This window comes from Parasphingorhabdus sp. (assembly GCF_059726685.1).
Genome location: NZ_AP041068.1, coordinates 232,811 through 249,501, shown reverse-complemented (window position 1 = coordinate 249,501; position 16,691 = coordinate 232,811). Strand labels below are relative to the sequence as shown.

Below are 16,691 nucleotides of genomic sequence, written 5' to 3'. Positions count from 1 at the left end.
TGGCTCGCCAAAGCGGTGTAGGGTAGGGAAATCGGTGGCTATGAAGAGATGTTTTGCAGCCGTGCGAGGGCAGATTCTCGGCCAATGAGCGGAAGCAATGCACCCATATCCGGTCCGTGATCCAATCCGGTCAGCGCCTGACGCAGCGGCATGAACAATGGCTTGCCTTTGCGGCCCGTGCCTTCCTTCAATGCTCCGGTCCAATCTTTCCAGATCGTCTCTGACCAGGACAAGCCCTCCAGGGTTATTCGGGCCTGATTCAGAAATTCCTGATCTTCGGCCGACAAGTCGGGAGCGGCTACCGGGCCCGTCACCACCTGCCACCAGGCATCGATTTCACCCATATCATGCAGATTGGGCCGGACGACGTCCCAGGCCGCCGCAGACATTGCATCAGGCAGCCGACCCTGCACATCTTCATAGTCCAGCAGGTGCACTATCTTCTGGTTCAGCTGGGTTAATTCTTCGTCATCAAAGCGCGCTGGCGCCCGTCCAAAGCGTGAAAAATCAAAAGTTTCCACCAACGTCATAACGTCTGCAATTGGCTCCACCGGGTCGCTGGTGCCGATACGGGCAAGTAACGCGACAATCGATTGCGGTTCAATGTTGCGCTCGCGAAAACCGCCTACGCCCAGGGACCCCAAACGCTTGGAAAGCTTGCCCTCTGTCCCGACCAGCAATGCCTCATGGGCAAATTCCGGTGTGTTGGCGCCAAAGGCCTGAAACATCTGAATCTGGACCGCGGTATTGGCGACATGATCCTCGCCGCGCACGACATGGGTGATGCCCATATCCATATCATCGATGGTCGATGGCAGCATATAAAGCCAACTGCCATCTTCACGGCGGATGACTGGATCGGACAGCAAGGCCGGATCAAAATGCTGGTCGCCGCGGATCAGGTCGGTCCACTCAATCGATGTGTTGTGATCCAACTTGAAGCGCCAATGTGCCTTTCGGCCTTCTGCTTCAAAGGCTGCAATTTCCGCATCGGTTAGTTGCAGGGCTGCTCGATCATAAGTCGGAGGTTTGCCACGCCCGAGCTGGACCTTGCGCTTCAGATCCAGTTCTTGCGCGGTTTCATAGGCAGGATAGACGCGGCCCGCTGCCTTTAATTTCTCAAATTGCTCTTCATAGCGGTCGAAACGAGCTGATTGCCGCTCTTCGCTATCGGGATGGATGCCGAGCCATGCCAGATCCGCGCGAATGGCGGTGACATATTCTTCCTTGGAGCGCTCCTTATCGGTATCATCCAGCCGCAGCAGAAATTCGCCGCCCTGTTTCTTGGCGAACATCCAGTTGTGGAGCGCCGTGCGGATATTGCCGACATGAAGATGCCCGGTGGGCGAGGGTGCAAAGCGGGTTTTAATGGTCATATCGTCCTAAATGCATTGGTAATGGGATAGCGCCGGTCTCGGCCAAAATTTCTTGTGCCCAGTTTGACGCCCGGCGGGGCCTGACGCCGTTTATATTCGGCTATATAGAGCAATTTTTCGATCCGTATCACGGTTTCGCGATCAAAGCCGCGTTCGACAAGATCAGAAACCGATAATTCTTCCTCCACCAGCCCGTGGAGCAGGGGATCGAGAATTTCATAGTCGGGCAAACTGTCGCTATCCTTCTGGTCTTCCCGCAACTCCGCGCTCGGCGGTTTGGTGATGATATTGTCGGGCATGACGGGGCCGTCCGGGCCCATGCCGAGCGACGGCTTGTTGCGATTGCGCCATTCCGACAGTTTGAAACAGGTCAGCTTATAGGCGTCTTTTAGCACCGAATAGCCGCCCGCCATATCGCCGTAAATGGTAGCATAGCCGACGCTCATCTCGCTCTTGTTGCCGGTGGTGAGCAGCATATGACCAAATTTGTTGCTCATCGCCATCAGCGTCACGCCGCGGATGCGCGACTGGATATTCTCTTCGGTAATATCCACCTCTTCATCGGCAAAACTACCTTCGAGCATGGCGTCAAAACCTTCGACTGCGGGCACAATCGAAATCGTGTCGAGCCGCGTTCCGAGCATCTCGGCACAGCTTGCCGCATCGTCGAGACTCTCTTGTGACGTGAAGCGTGACGGCATCATCACGCACCACACCCGATCCGCGCCCAAGGCGTCAACCGCCACTGCCGCAGACAGGGCGCTATCAATACCACCAGACAGACCAAGAATGACGCCAGGAAAGCGGTTGGCATTCACATAGTCGCGTAAGCCAACTATCATCGCGTTATAAATATCGGCCGGATGATCATCCAGCTTGTGAATCTCGCCGGGCGCGCAAGTCCAGTCCCCACCCTCATTCGACCAATAGGTATCAACGATGGCCTCGTCCCAGTCGGGAAGCTGGTGCATTACACTGGTGTCGCCGTTGAGGACGAAGCTCGCTCCATCGAACACCACTTCATCCTGGCCGCCAATCCGGTTGAGGAAAAGCAACGGCAGCTGTGTTTCCCGCACGCGCTGCGTTGCCACCTGACCCAGCCGCCGGTCATCTTTCTCAATCTCATAGGGGCTGCCATGGACAGAAATCAGCATTTCCGCGCCCTGTGCTTTCAGATGTTCACAGACGGTCGGGAACCAGACATCCTCGCAAATGGGCAGGCCAATTTTACAGCCGCGAAAGTCGATGGGTTCTGGCAGCGGCCCGGATGTGAACAGGCGCTTTTCATCAAACGTGCCGTAATTGGGAAGCTCAACCTTATATCGCACCTCTTTGATCTGGCCGCTTTCAAGCAGCGCAATGCCGTTATAGAGATGGCCCTTGTCACGGAAAATCGACCCTACCAACATGGCTGGCGCGCTATCTTTCGTCGCGTCGGCCAATCGCTGCAACTCTGTTTCCGCACGTTCGACGACCGCTGGTTTCAGCACCAGATCTTCGGGCGGATAGCCAATGAGCTGCAGCTCCGGAAAGACAATCAGGTCGCTATCCGGTTTTGACCGATATACGGCGATCATCGCGTCGGCATTGCCGCGCAAATCGCCAACCGACTGGGTCATTTGGGCAAGGGTGATGGTAAGCTTTGCTGTCATCCCGCCCTGATAGAAAGCAGTGCTGCGCTCGGCAAATGAATTGTTCCAAATGATTGACTAGAAGATCAACGATCCCATGATCCGGCCGGGTATGAAAGCAAACAGACCAGCAACCAAGAGCCCGATATAAGGGCCTTGCATCGCCCGGTAATGCTCCACAACATTGCCGCGCCGGATTTGCCAGATACCGTAGGGAATCGAAAGCAACGTCACAACCGAGAAGATATGGATGAAGCTTAGTCCTGTTCCACCAATGCCTTGTCCCGGACGGCCGATCCAGAAGCTGACAATGGCGGTGGTTACCATCAATATCCCCCAGATACGTCCCATATGCATATGGAGCCGATCACCCTTTTTCCGCCACAAGATATAAGCGCCTAGCGGAAGGGCCGGGATTACAGTGGCAAGATGAATGATGACTGGCAGGCTGATCGATCGCTTTTGCGCAATCTCTACATCGGCGCTGTAAGCAAAGCCGCCGTAGAGGGAAGATAGTGCCATCAAAACCAACGTGGCCAATAGTGTTGCGCCGCCTACTAGAATGACATTCTGAACATTATATCCGCTTTTCTTGATTATCTCAGATTGCACTGCGCTTTTCGGCTTCGCCATGATTTTCCCCGTTGGTTCAATTCGTTGCCGACCAGATTGGCTATCCGAAAGTTCAATTCCAGCTTGCTTACGCCGGTGGTTGTCTCTTATTCGTGAATTGCGCCAGAAACAGGCAATTTGCCCATTCACGAAGCGTCAATGGACAGGTTGGATGGCGGTTTGGGGGTTAAATGAGCGGCAGTGTTAGAAAATGGTCCGTGAGATGGATTGCCGTCGAATTGCTGGTCATGGCGCTTATCGGGCTGGTCTTCGGTTTCCTCGGCCCGTTTGGCACTTACGCGATGCCGGTGGCCCTGCGCCTTGCCTATTGGGTCGGCTTCATCATCATTGGCTATGCGATTTTCAGACCGGTTTCGATTAGCGCTGGATGGCTGCGGGAAACTATTGCCATGCCTTTTTGGACCGCCGAGCTTTTGGCAACGGCGATTGCGGCTTTGCCGCTCACCTTCCTGATCGGCTTCGCCATGTCAGGCATGCGGCTCGATCCCTCCTTTTGGGGCGACCGCTTTCTCATACTCTATCTGCAATGCGCCGTGATCGGTTTCGGCATCTTCCTTTTTATGCGTTTACTCTTTGGGCCGGATAGGTCGGGCGCCGAAAGCGAAGGGGTACAGGAACCGCCCGAAATAGAGCCTGATTCTGCGAAAATTGCTCCGGTGCAAACAAAATTGCATGACCGCCTATCGGGCTTCCCTGACAGTATCATCGCTCTTGGCGTGGAAGATCATTATGTCCGCGTCCATGGCCCCGACCGCGCCGAAATGCTGTTGATGCGGCTGAGTGATGCCATCAGGGAAATGGAACCGCTGGAGGGAATGCAGGTCCATCGCAGCTGGTGGGTGGCGCGCGATGCCATTGTGACGTCGAGGCGTGAAGGACGGAATCTGCGATTGGTGCTATTTGGCGGGTTAGAAGTTCCGGTTTCCCGCGCCTATGTCACCAAACTGAAACAATCTGGCTGGATTTAACCGAAAGGCACTTTCGATTTGCGGCGCACCTGTTAAACGGAGCCTCGAAACATTCACATAGGGTCGGCGATTCTGATGCAATGGCTGGCCTGTTCGAGGGGAAGCCAATCAATGAAACTCATGTCCGGCAACAGCAATTTGTCGCTCGCTCAATCCGTAGCCGACTATCTGGATATCAAGTTGACCGATGCGAGCGTGAAACGCTTTGCGGACGATGAGATTTTTGTAGAAATCCATGAAAACGTGCGCGGCGAAGACGTCTTCATCATGCAATCGACCAGCTTCCCGGCCAATGACAATTTGATGGAATTGTTGATCGGTATCGACGCTTTGCGCCGTGCCTCTGCGAAGCGTATTACTGCCGTGATTCCTTATTTCGGCTATGCACGACAAGACCGGAAACCGGGCCCGAGAACACCTATTTCAGCCAAACTCGTCGCCAACCTTATCACTGAAGCGGGCGCTGATCGGGTGCTTTCGGTTGATCTGCACGCAGGTCAAATTCAGGGTTTTTTCGATATCCCTACCGACAATCTTTATGGTGCACCGGTAATGTCGGCGGACATTCAGGCCCGTTTTGCTGGTCATGAGCTGATGGTTGTGTCGCCGGATGTTGGCGGCGTGGTTCGTGCCCGCGCGCTCGCCAAACGGCTGGACAACGCGCCACTGGCGATTGTCGATAAACGCCGTGAACGTGCCGGCGAATCTGAAGTAATGAACATCATCGGCGATGTTTCTGGGCGTTTTTGTATATTGATCGATGATATTGTCGATTCCGGCGGAACGCTTTGTAACGCTGCGCAGGCGCTGAAAGATAAAGGCGCTACCGAAGTTGTCGCTTATTGTACCCACGGCGTTCTTTCCGGCGGAGCCGTGGCCCGGGTGAATGACAGTGCGCTTAAGGAGTTGGTGATCACCGATTCCATTGGTGCAACTGAAGCGGTTCAAGAATCGGATCGCGTGCGCCACTTGACGATCGCGCCTTTGTTGGGCGAAGCGATCAAACGTATTGCCGACGAAAGTTCTGTTTCGAGCCTGTTTGATTGATCTGAATTCCGGTTTTAAGAATCCCTAGGGGGGAGGGAAAGCCATTGTGCCAAATCTAGAAACATTGATGAAATATCGCACTCATATTGCGGTCCTTGCGATCGCGATTTCGGTCTTCGCATGGATCACCGAGTTGGCAGGCTGGGTTTATATCTGCCCATATTGCCGTGCGCAAAGAACCGTAATCGGACTATTGGGGCTCCTTCTCTTGGCCAACCCGCAACACTGGCTAAATCGCTGGACATCATCGGTACTTGCCGTCCTCGGGCTGGTCGTCGCGGCCATGCAGCATTTCAATGGGTGGAAAAAGATCATGGCGGGAGAATTTTCCTGGGGTGAATATTGGTATGCAAATTCCTGGGTATTGTCTGGCTGTGCCCTATTTATAATAACAGGATTGATCCTTTATCTCTGGGCTTGGCGGCCTGCCAAACCGGAGTTATCTTGATTCGCGCTGTGTTTTTCAATGAGCGGCGCTGGTCAAAGGACCATTTTGCTGCCAATTAAGGGAATATGACACCCAAGGATATCACTCTTGCTGAAAAGCTGGCCGATGCTGCGGGCGATGCCATTCGTCCCTTATTCCGTAAGAAATTTGATCAGGAATCAAAGAGTGATTCGACCCCGGTAACCGAAGCTGATCGCGCTGCAGAAGCCGCGATGCGCAAGATTATCGAAACAGAATGCCCTGAAGACGGCATTATCGGCGAAGAATATGGCACGATCAACGAAGGTGCTTCTCGCCAATGGGTGCTTGATCCGATTGATGGAACCACCAGCTTCATCGCGGGGCGACCGATTTTCGGAACACTTATTGCGTTGATGCAGGATGGTTGGCCGGTTATCGGGATTATTGACCAGCCGATAGCGCGAGAGCGATGGGTCGGAGTGGTAGGCCGGCCTACAACCTTTAACGGAGCTGCGGCTCAATCGGCGCGCTGCCGTGAGTTGAAGGACGCCGTGCTGGCTACCACAACCCCGCATCAGTTTGACGAGCATGACGCCGATCATTTCATGGGTCTTGCGAGCAAAGTTGCGCCGCGCAAGATTATCTATGGCGGCGATTGCTATAATTACGGCCTGGTCGCCAGCGGCCATGTCGATGTGGTCTGCGAAGCAGGGCTCATGCTTCATGACTATGCTGCACTTGCTCCGATTATCGATGGCGCCGGCGGGATGATGTGTGATTGGAATGGCGAACCGCTTCATGCGGATTCGGACGGTCATGTGCTTGCCATCGGCGATCAGGCGCGTGTCGATGACGTGCTGGAGGCTATTGCATGCAACCACTAGAGCCTGTCAGCAAAACACGGTTCGTTCTGCCGCCGCCACCGCTGCAACGCTATCTGACAACCTATTATTTCACCGATATTGAGAGTCCGGACGGGTCGGATATCTCGGACATGCTGCTGCCACAATGGGCCAGTGTCCGCTATATCCACTGCGGTAGCGTCAAAATGACAATTCCTGACTACAAGCCTCAGGATTCGCCGCTGGCAGCAATGACCGGGCCGACCAGTTTGGCGGCTCCAATTTCGAGCAAATCATCACGAATTGCCGCAATTGGTCTGCTACCGCTAGGCTGGTACAAATTTGTCGGGCAACCCGCATCGCGGTGGGCCAACAAAGTGGTGGACGTTGAAACGGCGCACAAGTTCGACCTCTTTGCCAAAATCTGGAACGCCATCAGGGTTGCCGAGACCGAAGCAGAAATGATCGATGCCTTTAACCGGTTGTTGCTGGAAGCCCTGTCACCACCGGATCCGGAAGAGGAGCAGATTGAGGCTGCCCATCTGGCACTGACAGACCCTGATATTGACAGCGTTGGCGCGCTGAGTGAACGACTGCAAATGGACACCAAGCAACTGAGCCGATTTTCGAGCCGCGTTTTTGGATTTCTTCCGAAATTGCTGCTTCGCAGACAGCGTTTTGTTCGCACATTGGGTCAGGCCCTCATGAACCCAAACCAAAACTGGAGCGAGTGTGTCGATCTCAACTATTATGACCAGGCGCATTTCAATCGCGACTTCAAGCGATTCATGGGACTGACGCCGCGGCAGTATATGGCCCAGCCGCATCCCATCTTCGGGATCGGTGCGAGCGAGCGCACGAAAGCACTGGGGCGACCTTTACAGGCGATGGACAGGCCCGAAGACCCTGACTCTGACGATAATTGTAACGCTGCATAACGAACAACTGCACAAAGCGACGATGAAACTGCATTATTTCTTGCATTTTGGGCGAATCTAGCTATTGCCGCCGTTCCGATGTGACGCACTGGCCAGTGTTGGGCTGCCACATGTGTCCGTAACGGTTACTTTTCAAAGGAGACCAAAATGCCCAAGTTGAAGACCAAAAGTGGTGTGAAGAAACGCTTCAAAATCACCGCAACCGGCAAGGTAAAGCACGGCGTAGCCGGCAAACGCCACCGTTTGATGAGCCATAACAGCAAATATATCCGTCAGCAGCGCGGCACCAAGAAATTGTGTGATGCCGATGCGCGGACAGTCAAGAAATGGGCACCTTACGGGCTTTAGTAGCTCGCGCTCCCATAGCTTCATAGAATTCAAGGATATAGAAAATGGCACGTGTAAAACGGGGTACGACCACTCGTACAAAACATAAAAGATTACTGGATCAGGCAAAAGGCTATTATGGCCGCCGCAAAAATACCATCCGCGTTGCGCGGCAGGCTGTCGAAAAAGCCGGTCAATATGCGTATCGCGATCGTAAAGTTAAAAAGCGGGCTTTTCGCGCCATCTGGATTCAGCGTATCAACGCTGCGGTCCGTGCAGAAGGCATGACCTATGGCACGTTCATTCACGGCACCAAGCTGGCCGGCATTGAGCTCGACCGTAAAGTCATGGCCGACCTGGCGATGAATGAACCTGCAGTGTTTAGCGGCCTCATCAAACAGGCGCAGGATGCTCTAGCGAAAGCTTAAGTGTTTAAATAATTTCAAAGAAGCGCCGGAGAGCAATCTCGCGGCGCTTTTTTATTGGGTTTTTCACCGCAGCCTGCTTTAGACGGTCAGCAGGGAAAATAGGGTAAAGTCATGAGTGACATCGAAGCAATTAAAGAGAATTATCTCGGACAGATAGCAGCGGCCAGCGATGGCGATGCCTTGGAAGCGATCCGCGTTGCTGCGCTGGGTAAGAAAGGCGAGATTTCGCTGCTGCTTAAAACGCTTGGCAAAATGACCCCCGAAGAACGCCAGAGTGAAGGCCCGAAAATCAACGGTGCCCGTCAGGCCGTGGCTGATGCGATTGCCGCGCGCAAGGACGGCATGGAAACCGAAGCGCTGAACGCACGGCTCGCCACCGAAAAACTCGACATGACCTTGCCGCCTCCAACCGCGCCCAAGGGTAGCATTCATCCGGTGTCACAGGTAATGGATGAACTGGCGGAAATTTTCGCCGACCTCGGTTTCTCGGTCGCTACGGGTCCGGAAATCGAAGACGACTGGCATAATTTCACCGCGCTCAATATTCCGGAAACCCATCCGGCGCGCGCGATGCATGACACTTTCTATTTCCCGCAAACCGACGATCAGGGCATGCCAAAACTGCTACGTACACACACTTCGCCCGTGCAAATCCGCACGATGATGGATGTTGCCAAGCAAACTGACGGCGAGGGCGAACCGATCTACATTATCGCGCCGGGCCGCACCTATCGCAGTGATAGCGATGCCACCCATACGCCGATGTTCCATCAGGTCGAAGGCCTTGTGATCGACAAGAATATTCATATGGGTCATCTCAAATGGACACTCGAAACCTTTGTACGAGCGTTTTTTGAACGTGACGATATCGAACTACGCCTGCGCCCAAGCTATTTCCCGTTCACAGAGCCTAGTGCCGAAGTCGATGTCGGCTTCTCGGTCGAAAAAGGCCGCCGGATCATCGGCGGTGACGCGCGCAGCAATGAAGGCGGCTGGATGGAAATTCTGGGCTCCGGCATGGTGCATCCCAATGTCATTCGCAATTGCGGACTTGATCCCGATGTCTGGCAGGGCTTTGCCTTTGGCTGCGGTATCGATCGGCTTGCCATGCTGAAATATGGCATGGATGATTTGCGGGCGTTCTTTGACGGCGATCTGCGCTGGATGGAGCATTATGGATTTGACGCGCTCGACGTACCAACATTGAGCGGAGGAGTGGGCGCATGAAATTCTCGCTAAGCTGGCTCAAAGCCCATCTCGATACCGATGCAAGCCTGACCGAAATTACCGAAAAGCTGACAGCAATCGGATTGGAACTGGAAGGGTTGGAGAACCCTGCCGATGCCCTGCGCCCGTTCCGCGTGGCCAAGGTCATTGAGGCCGGCCCGCATCCCAATGCGGACAAGCTGCAGCTGCTAAAGGTCGACGATGGCTCCGATGAGCCATGGCAAGTTGTCTGCGGCGCGCCCAATGCGCGCAAGGACATGGTTGGCGTATTCGGCCCTCCCGGAACTTATATTCCGGGCAGTGATTTCACGCTGAAACCCGCAAAAATCCGCGATGTCGAAAGCTTTGGCATGATGTGCAGTGCGCGCGAGCTGGAACTGGGCGATGATCATGATGGTATCATTGAACTGCCCACCGATGCGGCTGGTGCTGTCGGTACCAGCTATGCGGATTATGCCAAGCTGGATGATCCGGTTATTGATGCGGCTGTCCTGCCCAACAGACAGGACTGCATGGGCGTGCGCGGCATTGCCCGTGATCTGGCGGCAGCGGGTCTCGGTACGCTGAAACCGCTCGAAATCAGTTCCATTGAGCGCAGTGGCACTGGCCCGGATGTGCGCACGGATGATCCCGAGGGTTGCCCGGCTTTTTATGGCTGCACAGTCACCGGCCTGACCAATCGCTCATCGCCGGACTGGATGCAGGCACGGCTGAAATCCGCTGGCCAGAAGCCGATCAACGCCCTGGTCGACATCACCAACTATGTGATGCTCGATCATGGTCGGCCACTGCATGTCTATGATGTGGCCAAGCTCAACGGCGGTCTGGTCGCGCGCAAAGCGAAGGCTGGTGAGAAGCTCACGGCGCTGAACGACAAGGAATATGTTCTCGACGAAACCATGACCGTGATTGCCGATGGCAATGGCGCTCACGATATCGGCGGCATCATGGGCGGCGCGGAGACCGGTTCTGAAGAGTCCACTACCGAAGTCCTGATCGAGTGCGCCTATTTCGATCCCGCTTCGATTGCCAAAACCGGCCAGAAACTGATGTTGACCAGTGACGCGCGGCAGCGCTTTGAACGCGGTGTGGATCCGGCATTTCTGGATGATGGCCTTGATATCGCGACCGCCCTGGTGCTCGAGCTTTGCGGCGGCAAGGCCAGCGACATAACCCGCGCCGGGACACCGCCAACGGACATGCCGACGATCAGCTATGATCCCAAACAATGTGCCGCCTTGGGCGGTATCGATGTTACGCCGGAGAAACAGAAATCCATCTTGGAATCCCTTGGTTTTACGGTTGATGCAGATTGGCAAGTAACGCCTCCGACCTGGCGCCGGGACATTGCCGGTTGGCAGGACCTGGTTGAGGAAGTGGTGCGGATTGAGGGACTGGACAGCGTTCCGTCGACACCGCTGCCGCGCAAAGCTGGCGTTGCCAAACCCACGGCATCGCCGGAGCAACTGGCAGAGCGCAAGGCACGGCGGGCTGCCGCAGCGCGTGGGTTAAACGAGACCGTGACCTGGAGCTTTATCTCTGACAAAGAAGCCGCGCCCTTTGGCGGCGGCACATGGTCACTTGCCAATCCGATCAGCGAAGAGCTGAAAGTGATGCGGCCATCCTTATTGCCCGGCCTGATTGCCGCCGCGCAACGCAACGCCGATCGCGGCGCATCATCCATTCGCTTGTTCGAAGTAGGACGACGTTATCTCGAATCCACCGAGCATCAGACCATTGGTCTGGTACTAGCGGGTGAAAATCGGGCACGTAGTTGGCAAACGGGCAGCGCGACCGGATATGATGCATTCGATGCCAAGGCCGAGGTTCTTGCAATATTGGAAGCGGCAGGTGCCCCGACCGAGAAGCTGATGGATTTTGCCGAAGCGGGCGATCATTATCATCCCGGCCAATCCGGTACGCTGCGTCTGGGGCCCAAGAAAGTCCTCGCCGCCTATGGCGTGCTGCATCCGTCTGTGACCAAGGCCATGGGCCTGAAAGGTGCGGCGGTTGCTGCCGAAATTTTCCTCGATGCCATCCCGGTGAAGAAAGCCAAAAGCCACATGCGCGAGGCCTTTGCTCCGCCCGCCCTGCAGGCGGTGACCCGTGATTTTGCTTTCATCGTTGATGCTGACCTGCCAGCCGGCGACCTGGTGCGCGCGATCAAGGGCGCGGACAAGAAGCTGATCACCGGCGCGCGCCTGTTCGACCTTTTCGAAGGTGCCAGTGTCGGTGAAGGCAAGAAATCGCTGGCGGTGGAGATTACGCTGCAGCCGCTGGAAGCAACGCTGACCGAAGAGGATCTGAAAGCCGTCTCGGACAAGGTTGTGGCGGGTGCAACGAAATTGGGTGCGGAATTGAGGGGTTAGAATATGACCCAGACCAACCCACGCCGCACATTTGCGATTATCTCTCACCCCGATGCCGGTAAGACGACGTTGACCGAGAAGCTGCTGTTGAAAGGCGGCGCGATTCACTTGGCGGGCGAGGTGAAAGCACGCGGGGATAACCGACGGGCGCGGTCCGACTGGATGAAGATCGAGCAGCAGCGCGGGATTTCCGTGACCAGCTCGGTGATGACATTCGAGCGCAACGGTATCACTTTCAACCTGCTCGACACGCCGGGCCATGAGGATTTTTCCGAGGACACCTATCGCACGCTAACCGCCGTCGACAGCGCGATCATGGTGATTGATGCGGCAAGCGGGATCGAGGCGCAGACGCTGAAGCTGTTTGAAGTCTGCCGATTGCGCAGCGTGCCGATCATTACCTTTGTCAACAAGGTGGACCGCGAAGGTCGCGATCCCTTCGAATTGCTTGACGAAGTGGCCGATAAATTGGCACTCGATGTTTGCCCGATGAGCTGGCCAACCGGTATGGGCGGACAGTTTGAGGGTATTTACGACCTCAATCGCAATCAGCTGCACCAACCCGATGGCGACAGCAAAAATTATGATGGTAAGGTTCAGCAATTTGAGGGGCTGGACGATCCCAAGCTCGCCGATGTGCTGAGCGATGAAGCGCTGGAACGGCTCACCAGCGAAGGCGAGCTGGCACAAGGCGGCTACAGCAGCTTCGATCTGGAAGCCTATCAAAATGGCGATCTCACGCCGGTTTTCTTTGGTTCCGCGCTCAAGCAATTTGGCGTGGAAGAGCTGATCGAGGCGATTGCTGACTATGCCCCGAGCCCGCGGCCACAGCCCGCGGAGCCTGCCCCGATTGTGCCCGACAGCAAAGACGTGACGGGTTTCATTTTCAAGATTCAGGCGAATATGGACCCGCAGCACCGCGACCGCATTGCCTTCATGCGGCTTTGCTCCGGCGAGTTTAAGCGCGGCATGAAGCTGACGCCTTCCGCGCTCGGCAAACCGATTGCCATTCACAGCCCGATATTGTTCTTCGCGCAGGACCGCGAAATTGCCGATACCGCGCAGCCCGGCGACATTATCGGCATTCCCAACCACGGGACACTGCGTGTCGGCGATACGCTCAGCGAGAAGAACCAGGTGCGGATTACCGGCCTGCCAAACTTCGCGCCGGAAATCCTGCGCCGCGTGATCCTGAAAGACCCGACCCAGACCAAGAAATTGCGCAAGGCGCTTGATGACCTGTCCGAAGAAGGCGTCGTGCAGGTTTTCTATCCCGAAATCGGGGCCAACTGGATCATCGGTGTTGTCGGCCAGTTGCAGCTCGAAGTGTTGGTGAGTCGCCTGTCAGCAGAATATAAGGTCGAGGCCGGTCTTGAACCTGCACCATTTGAAACCGCCCGCTGGATTAGTGGTGCTGACGATGTGCTGGGCGCCTTTGCCAATATCAATCAAACGAGCCTTGCCAAGGATCGCGACGATAATCTGGTATTCCTCGCCAAATCCGGCTGGGATGTGAATTTTCAGGAAGAGCGCAATCCGGACATCAAGTTCAGCGCAACGCGAGAGCGGTAAAGCAGAAACGGACCTGTCAGGAAATCTCGGTCAGCCGCAGATAGGGCCGCTGTTCGTCCCACCCTTGTGGGAACAGCTTCTCCGCCTCTTTCTTTTCAATCGACGGCGGGATGATCACCTTGTCGCCGGACCGCCAGTCGGCTGGTGTGGCGATGTTTTTCCTGTCCGATAGCTGCAACGCATCAATGGCGCGCACAATCTCGTCAAAATTGCGTCCGATGCTCATCGGATAGGTCATGATCAGGCGGATTTTCTTCTCCGGATCGATGATGAAGACCGAACGCACCGCCTCCGTATTGCTCTCATCGGGATGGATCATGTCGTATAATTTGGCGATCTTGCAATCCGGATCCGCGATGATCGGGAAGCGGACACTGGTATTCTGCGTGGCGTTTACGTCGTGAATCCAGTCCCAATGCTCCTCGACAATATCGGTTGAAAGGCCCAACGGCTTAACATTGCGGGCGGTAAAATCCTCGGCAAGCTGGGCCGTCCGACCCATTTCGGTCGTGCAGACAGGCGTAAAATCGGCTGGGTGGCTGAAGAAGAAGACCCAGTCATCCCCCGCCCATTTGTGCAGGTCGATTTCACCAGTGGTGCTGTAGGCGACGAAATTGGGCGCAATATCGCCAATATGGAGTGACATGATCATTTCCTTCGCTGTGCCCCACCCACGACGGGCGGATGTTTCGGCAAGAGAAATGATTGTGGGGGCGCATAGGCGCAATCAGGGATATTACATATCGAACCGGCGGATCAGCCTGGCCGGTACCAGCGCAACGGCTTTGCCTTGTTGCGCGTGATCACCCCCTTTGCTTCAAGATCCAATTGCACCGTCTTGGACCACCATCCGCTGGTTTTGCCGCCGGGAAATAGTTCTTGATCCAGCAACGGCTTAACGCCTTCCTTGATTTCGGCGTGGCTAAGACCCGGCGCCTGATTGGGCAGGACCTGCATCATCGCATCACGCATATCGGTATATTTCGGCGCATCCACCCGAGACGTCTTGCCGGGTGTGTTGATATTTTCCACTGTGATCTTGGGGTTTTTACTGTTCATCGGTAGACGCCTCCACTGGTGATCAGAATATATAATAGATCGCGAAACAGGCGGCCAGACCCACGCCGATATTGAGTGGCAAGCCGATCCGGACAAAATCGGGAAAACGGTAGTTGCCGGCTGTATAGACCAAAGTATTCGTCTGATAGCCGACCGGGGTGGCAAAGCTCGCCGATGCGCCGAACATCACCGCAACCAATAGGCTGCGGACGTCCACGCCGGTTTGCTCGGCAATGCCGATGACCAGCGGTGTCATGATGACAGCCACCGCATTGTTAGTCGCGGTTTCGGTGAGCAGGGAGGTCAGTGAATATATCGCAATAATCAGCCATAGCGGGGAGATCATGTTGAGCAGCGGCAAGAGTGTGTCGACGATCAGTTGCACCGTCCCTGCATTTTCCAGCCCTTTGCCCACCGCCAACATGGCGAAGATCAGCACCAGCACATTGCCATCCATGGCCCCCCATGCCTCTTCGCTGTCGATACATTTGGTTAGCAAAACCACCGCGACACCGAGCATCGCCAAAGCGGCAATCGGCATCACGCCCAATGCCGCAGCAATGATAATGATCGCGAGAGTAAGGATCGCGACTGGCGCCCGCCGCCGCCGATAGGAACGCGCTTCTGGTTCCTGCAAGTGCACCAGATCGGCATTTTCCTGCAATGTGCTGATGGAAATATCATCGGTCTGTACCAGCAAGCTGTCACCATGGCGGATACGCGCATCGGACAGCGTCGGTCCGGCAATGTGACGCGGTCGCGACAGGCCCAGTACCCGCGCAGGCACGCGCGACAAAAAAGGCAGGCTGGGCAGGGATTTGCCGACAGACCGGTGGGAGGGGCCGATGACCAGCTCGACCAGCCGCGTATGTTCGTCACCCATCGGTACATCCGGTTGCTTGACGCCAGCATAGCCCAATGAAATCCCTCTAATTTCGGCGAGAGACAAAAGCTCTTCCTGCGTCACGGCGGCAACGAGCGTCTCGCCGCCTTCCAAGATGTGGTCGGAAAACTCGAACCGGTCGATATCGCGCCCGACACGGCGGCCGATGATGTCTACACCCGAATGGGTGAAGGCGCTGATGGTTGAAATCTGCTTGCCGACGAAAGCGCTGTCATCTCTTATCCGGATATCGGTCAGATAGTAGGATTCTGGCATCTGGTCTGACAGGCTTTCACTGTCTCGCTTTGGCAGAAATAGCGGCCCCAATATTGCGATCATGACAATCCCGGTTGCCGCAGCGATCAGGCCAACTTGGGTTATCTCAAACAAGCCAAAGGCCGCTTGACCGTTTTCCTGCGCCACACCGTCGACCAACAGGTTGGTCGATGTGCCGAGCAGGGTCAGGCTGCCCCCCAATATGGATATATAGGATAGCGGGATCAGCAGCTTGCTCGCGGCTATGCCCGAAACCTTTGCAATTTTGCGCATGATCGGGATCAGAATGATGACCACCGGCGTATTGTTGACAAAGGCGGATGATGCAAAAGTGCCGCCGAGAAAACCGCCAATTGCCATGAACGGCCGGTTCTCCGCCTTCCGCGCAGCGAAACCGGCAAGCGCCTCAATCACCCCCGTTCGCACCAAGGCGCCAGATAAGATAAACATCGCGCCAATGGTCAGAGGCGCCGGATTGGAAAAGACCGACAGCATATCATTGCTGCTGAGAAGTCCAAGCATCAGCATTAATGCGGCTGCAACAACCGCCGTCACCGCGGGCGGGCGGCGCTCACCAACAAAGGCCGTGAAGAGAGCAAATAATATCGCCAATCCGACATAGGGTTTCGCGATATCCCAATAATATGCCCAATCCAAAATTCGCTCCTACGTTTGTCGTAATCGTCTCAACATTTAACAGGGTTTC

At 55.4% G+C, this 16,691-nt stretch carries 16 protein-coding genes; 10 read left to right on the top strand and 6 right to left on the bottom strand.

What is annotated here, in order from left to right; genetic code table 11:
• Positions 1-38 precede the first annotated feature (38 nt).
• Genes gltX through AC6I9Z_RS01220 form a run of 3 tightly spaced genes read right to left on the bottom strand, consistent with a single transcriptional unit; the run spans position 39 to position 3,640 of the window.
• Positions 39-1,376: a glutamate--tRNA ligase gene (gene gltX, locus AC6I9Z_RS01230; RefSeq protein ID WP_461457758.1), complete on the bottom strand. Its 1,338-nt coding sequence runs from the start codon at positions 1,374-1,376 to the stop codon at positions 39-41.
• The gene (locus AC6I9Z_RS01225) at positions 1,373-3,028 is read right to left on the bottom strand and encodes an NAD+ synthase (RefSeq protein ID WP_461457760.1); all 1,656 of its coding nucleotides are present in this window, start codon (positions 3,026-3,028) and stop codon (positions 1,373-1,375) included. The genes gltX and AC6I9Z_RS01225 overlap by 4 nt, the downstream gene beginning before the upstream one ends.
• 57 nt (positions 3,029-3,085) lie before the next feature.
• Entirely contained in the window at positions 3,086-3,640 is a 555-nt protein-coding gene (locus tag AC6I9Z_RS01220; RefSeq protein WP_461457761.1) for a DUF2306 domain-containing protein, read from the bottom strand.
• Positions 3,641-3,810: 170 nt separating this feature from the next.
• Between AC6I9Z_RS01220 and AC6I9Z_RS01215 the strand changes: the two genes are divergently transcribed.
• From AC6I9Z_RS01215 to AC6I9Z_RS01170, 10 genes are all read left to right on the top strand, one after another.
• The gene (locus AC6I9Z_RS01215) at positions 3,811-4,608 is read left to right on the top strand and encodes a LytTR family DNA-binding domain-containing protein (protein WP_461457763.1); all 798 of its coding nucleotides are present in this window, start codon (positions 3,811-3,813) and stop codon (positions 4,606-4,608) included.
• A 111-nt stretch (positions 4,609-4,719) separates the two neighbouring features.
• Entirely contained in the window at positions 4,720-5,655 is a 936-nt protein-coding gene (locus AC6I9Z_RS01210; protein ID WP_109354387.1) for a ribose-phosphate pyrophosphokinase, read from the top strand.
• A gap of 46 nt (positions 5,656-5,701) precedes the next feature.
• Positions 5,702-6,103 carry a hypothetical protein gene (locus tag AC6I9Z_RS01205; protein ID WP_216822313.1) on the top strand — a complete coding sequence of 134 codons (402 nt, stop codon included), beginning with the start codon at positions 5,702-5,704 and terminating at the stop codon, positions 6,101-6,103.
• A gap of 65 nt (positions 6,104-6,168) precedes the next feature.
• Positions 6,169-6,948 (top strand): histidinol-phosphatase, encoded by a 780-nt coding sequence (gene hisN / locus AC6I9Z_RS01200; protein WP_461457766.1) that lies wholly within the window; start codon positions 6,169-6,171, stop codon positions 6,946-6,948.
• Complete coding sequence (locus AC6I9Z_RS01195; protein WP_461457768.1) at positions 6,936-7,844, top strand: helix-turn-helix domain-containing protein; 909 nt, start codon at positions 6,936-6,938, stop codon at positions 7,842-7,844. Before hisN ends, AC6I9Z_RS01195 begins: the two co-directional genes overlap by 13 nt.
• A gap of 147 nt (positions 7,845-7,991) precedes the next feature.
• On the top strand, positions 7,992-8,192 hold the full coding sequence (rpmI, locus tag AC6I9Z_RS01190) for a 50S ribosomal protein L35 (protein ID WP_108811566.1): 201 nt from the start codon (positions 7,992-7,994) through the stop codon (positions 8,190-8,192).
• Between the two features lie 44 nt (positions 8,193-8,236).
• Positions 8,237-8,599 carry a 50S ribosomal protein L20 gene (gene rplT, locus AC6I9Z_RS01185; RefSeq protein WP_108811565.1) on the top strand — a complete coding sequence of 121 codons (363 nt, stop codon included), beginning with the start codon at positions 8,237-8,239 and terminating at the stop codon, positions 8,597-8,599.
• 111 nt (positions 8,600-8,710) lie between these two features.
• Complete coding sequence (pheS, locus tag AC6I9Z_RS01180; protein ID WP_461457771.1) at positions 8,711-9,826, top strand: phenylalanine--tRNA ligase subunit alpha; 1,116 nt, start codon at positions 8,711-8,713, stop codon at positions 9,824-9,826.
• Positions 9,823-12,195 carry a phenylalanine--tRNA ligase subunit beta gene (gene pheT / locus AC6I9Z_RS01175; RefSeq protein ID WP_461457773.1) on the top strand — a complete coding sequence of 791 codons (2,373 nt, stop codon included), beginning with the start codon at positions 9,823-9,825 and terminating at the stop codon, positions 12,193-12,195. Before pheS ends, pheT begins: the two co-directional genes overlap by 4 nt.
• 3 nt (positions 12,196-12,198) lie before the next feature.
• Positions 12,199-13,767 carry a peptide chain release factor 3 gene (locus tag AC6I9Z_RS01170; protein WP_461457775.1) on the top strand — a complete coding sequence of 523 codons (1,569 nt, stop codon included), beginning with the start codon at positions 12,199-12,201 and terminating at the stop codon, positions 13,765-13,767.
• A gap of 16 nt (positions 13,768-13,783) precedes the next feature.
• On the opposite strand, the gene AC6I9Z_RS01165 is transcribed toward AC6I9Z_RS01170, so the two are convergent.
• The 3 genes from AC6I9Z_RS01165 to AC6I9Z_RS01155 all read right to left on the bottom strand — a co-directional run bounded on the left by AC6I9Z_RS01165 (position 13,784) and on the right by AC6I9Z_RS01155 (position 16,642).
• Entirely contained in the window at positions 13,784-14,413 is a 630-nt protein-coding gene (locus AC6I9Z_RS01165) for a peroxiredoxin (RefSeq protein ID WP_461457777.1), read from the bottom strand.
• A gap of 110 nt (positions 14,414-14,523) precedes the next feature.
• Positions 14,524-14,826 (bottom strand): DUF6958 family protein, encoded by a 303-nt coding sequence (locus AC6I9Z_RS01160; RefSeq protein ID WP_461457778.1) that lies wholly within the window; start codon positions 14,824-14,826, stop codon positions 14,524-14,526.
• A 22-nt stretch (positions 14,827-14,848) separates the two neighbouring features.
• Positions 14,849-16,642, bottom strand: a complete 1,794-nt coding sequence (locus tag AC6I9Z_RS01155) for an SLC13 family permease (protein WP_461457780.1) — start codon at positions 16,640-16,642, stop codon at positions 14,849-14,851.
• Positions 16,643-16,691: the final 49 nt, after the last annotated feature.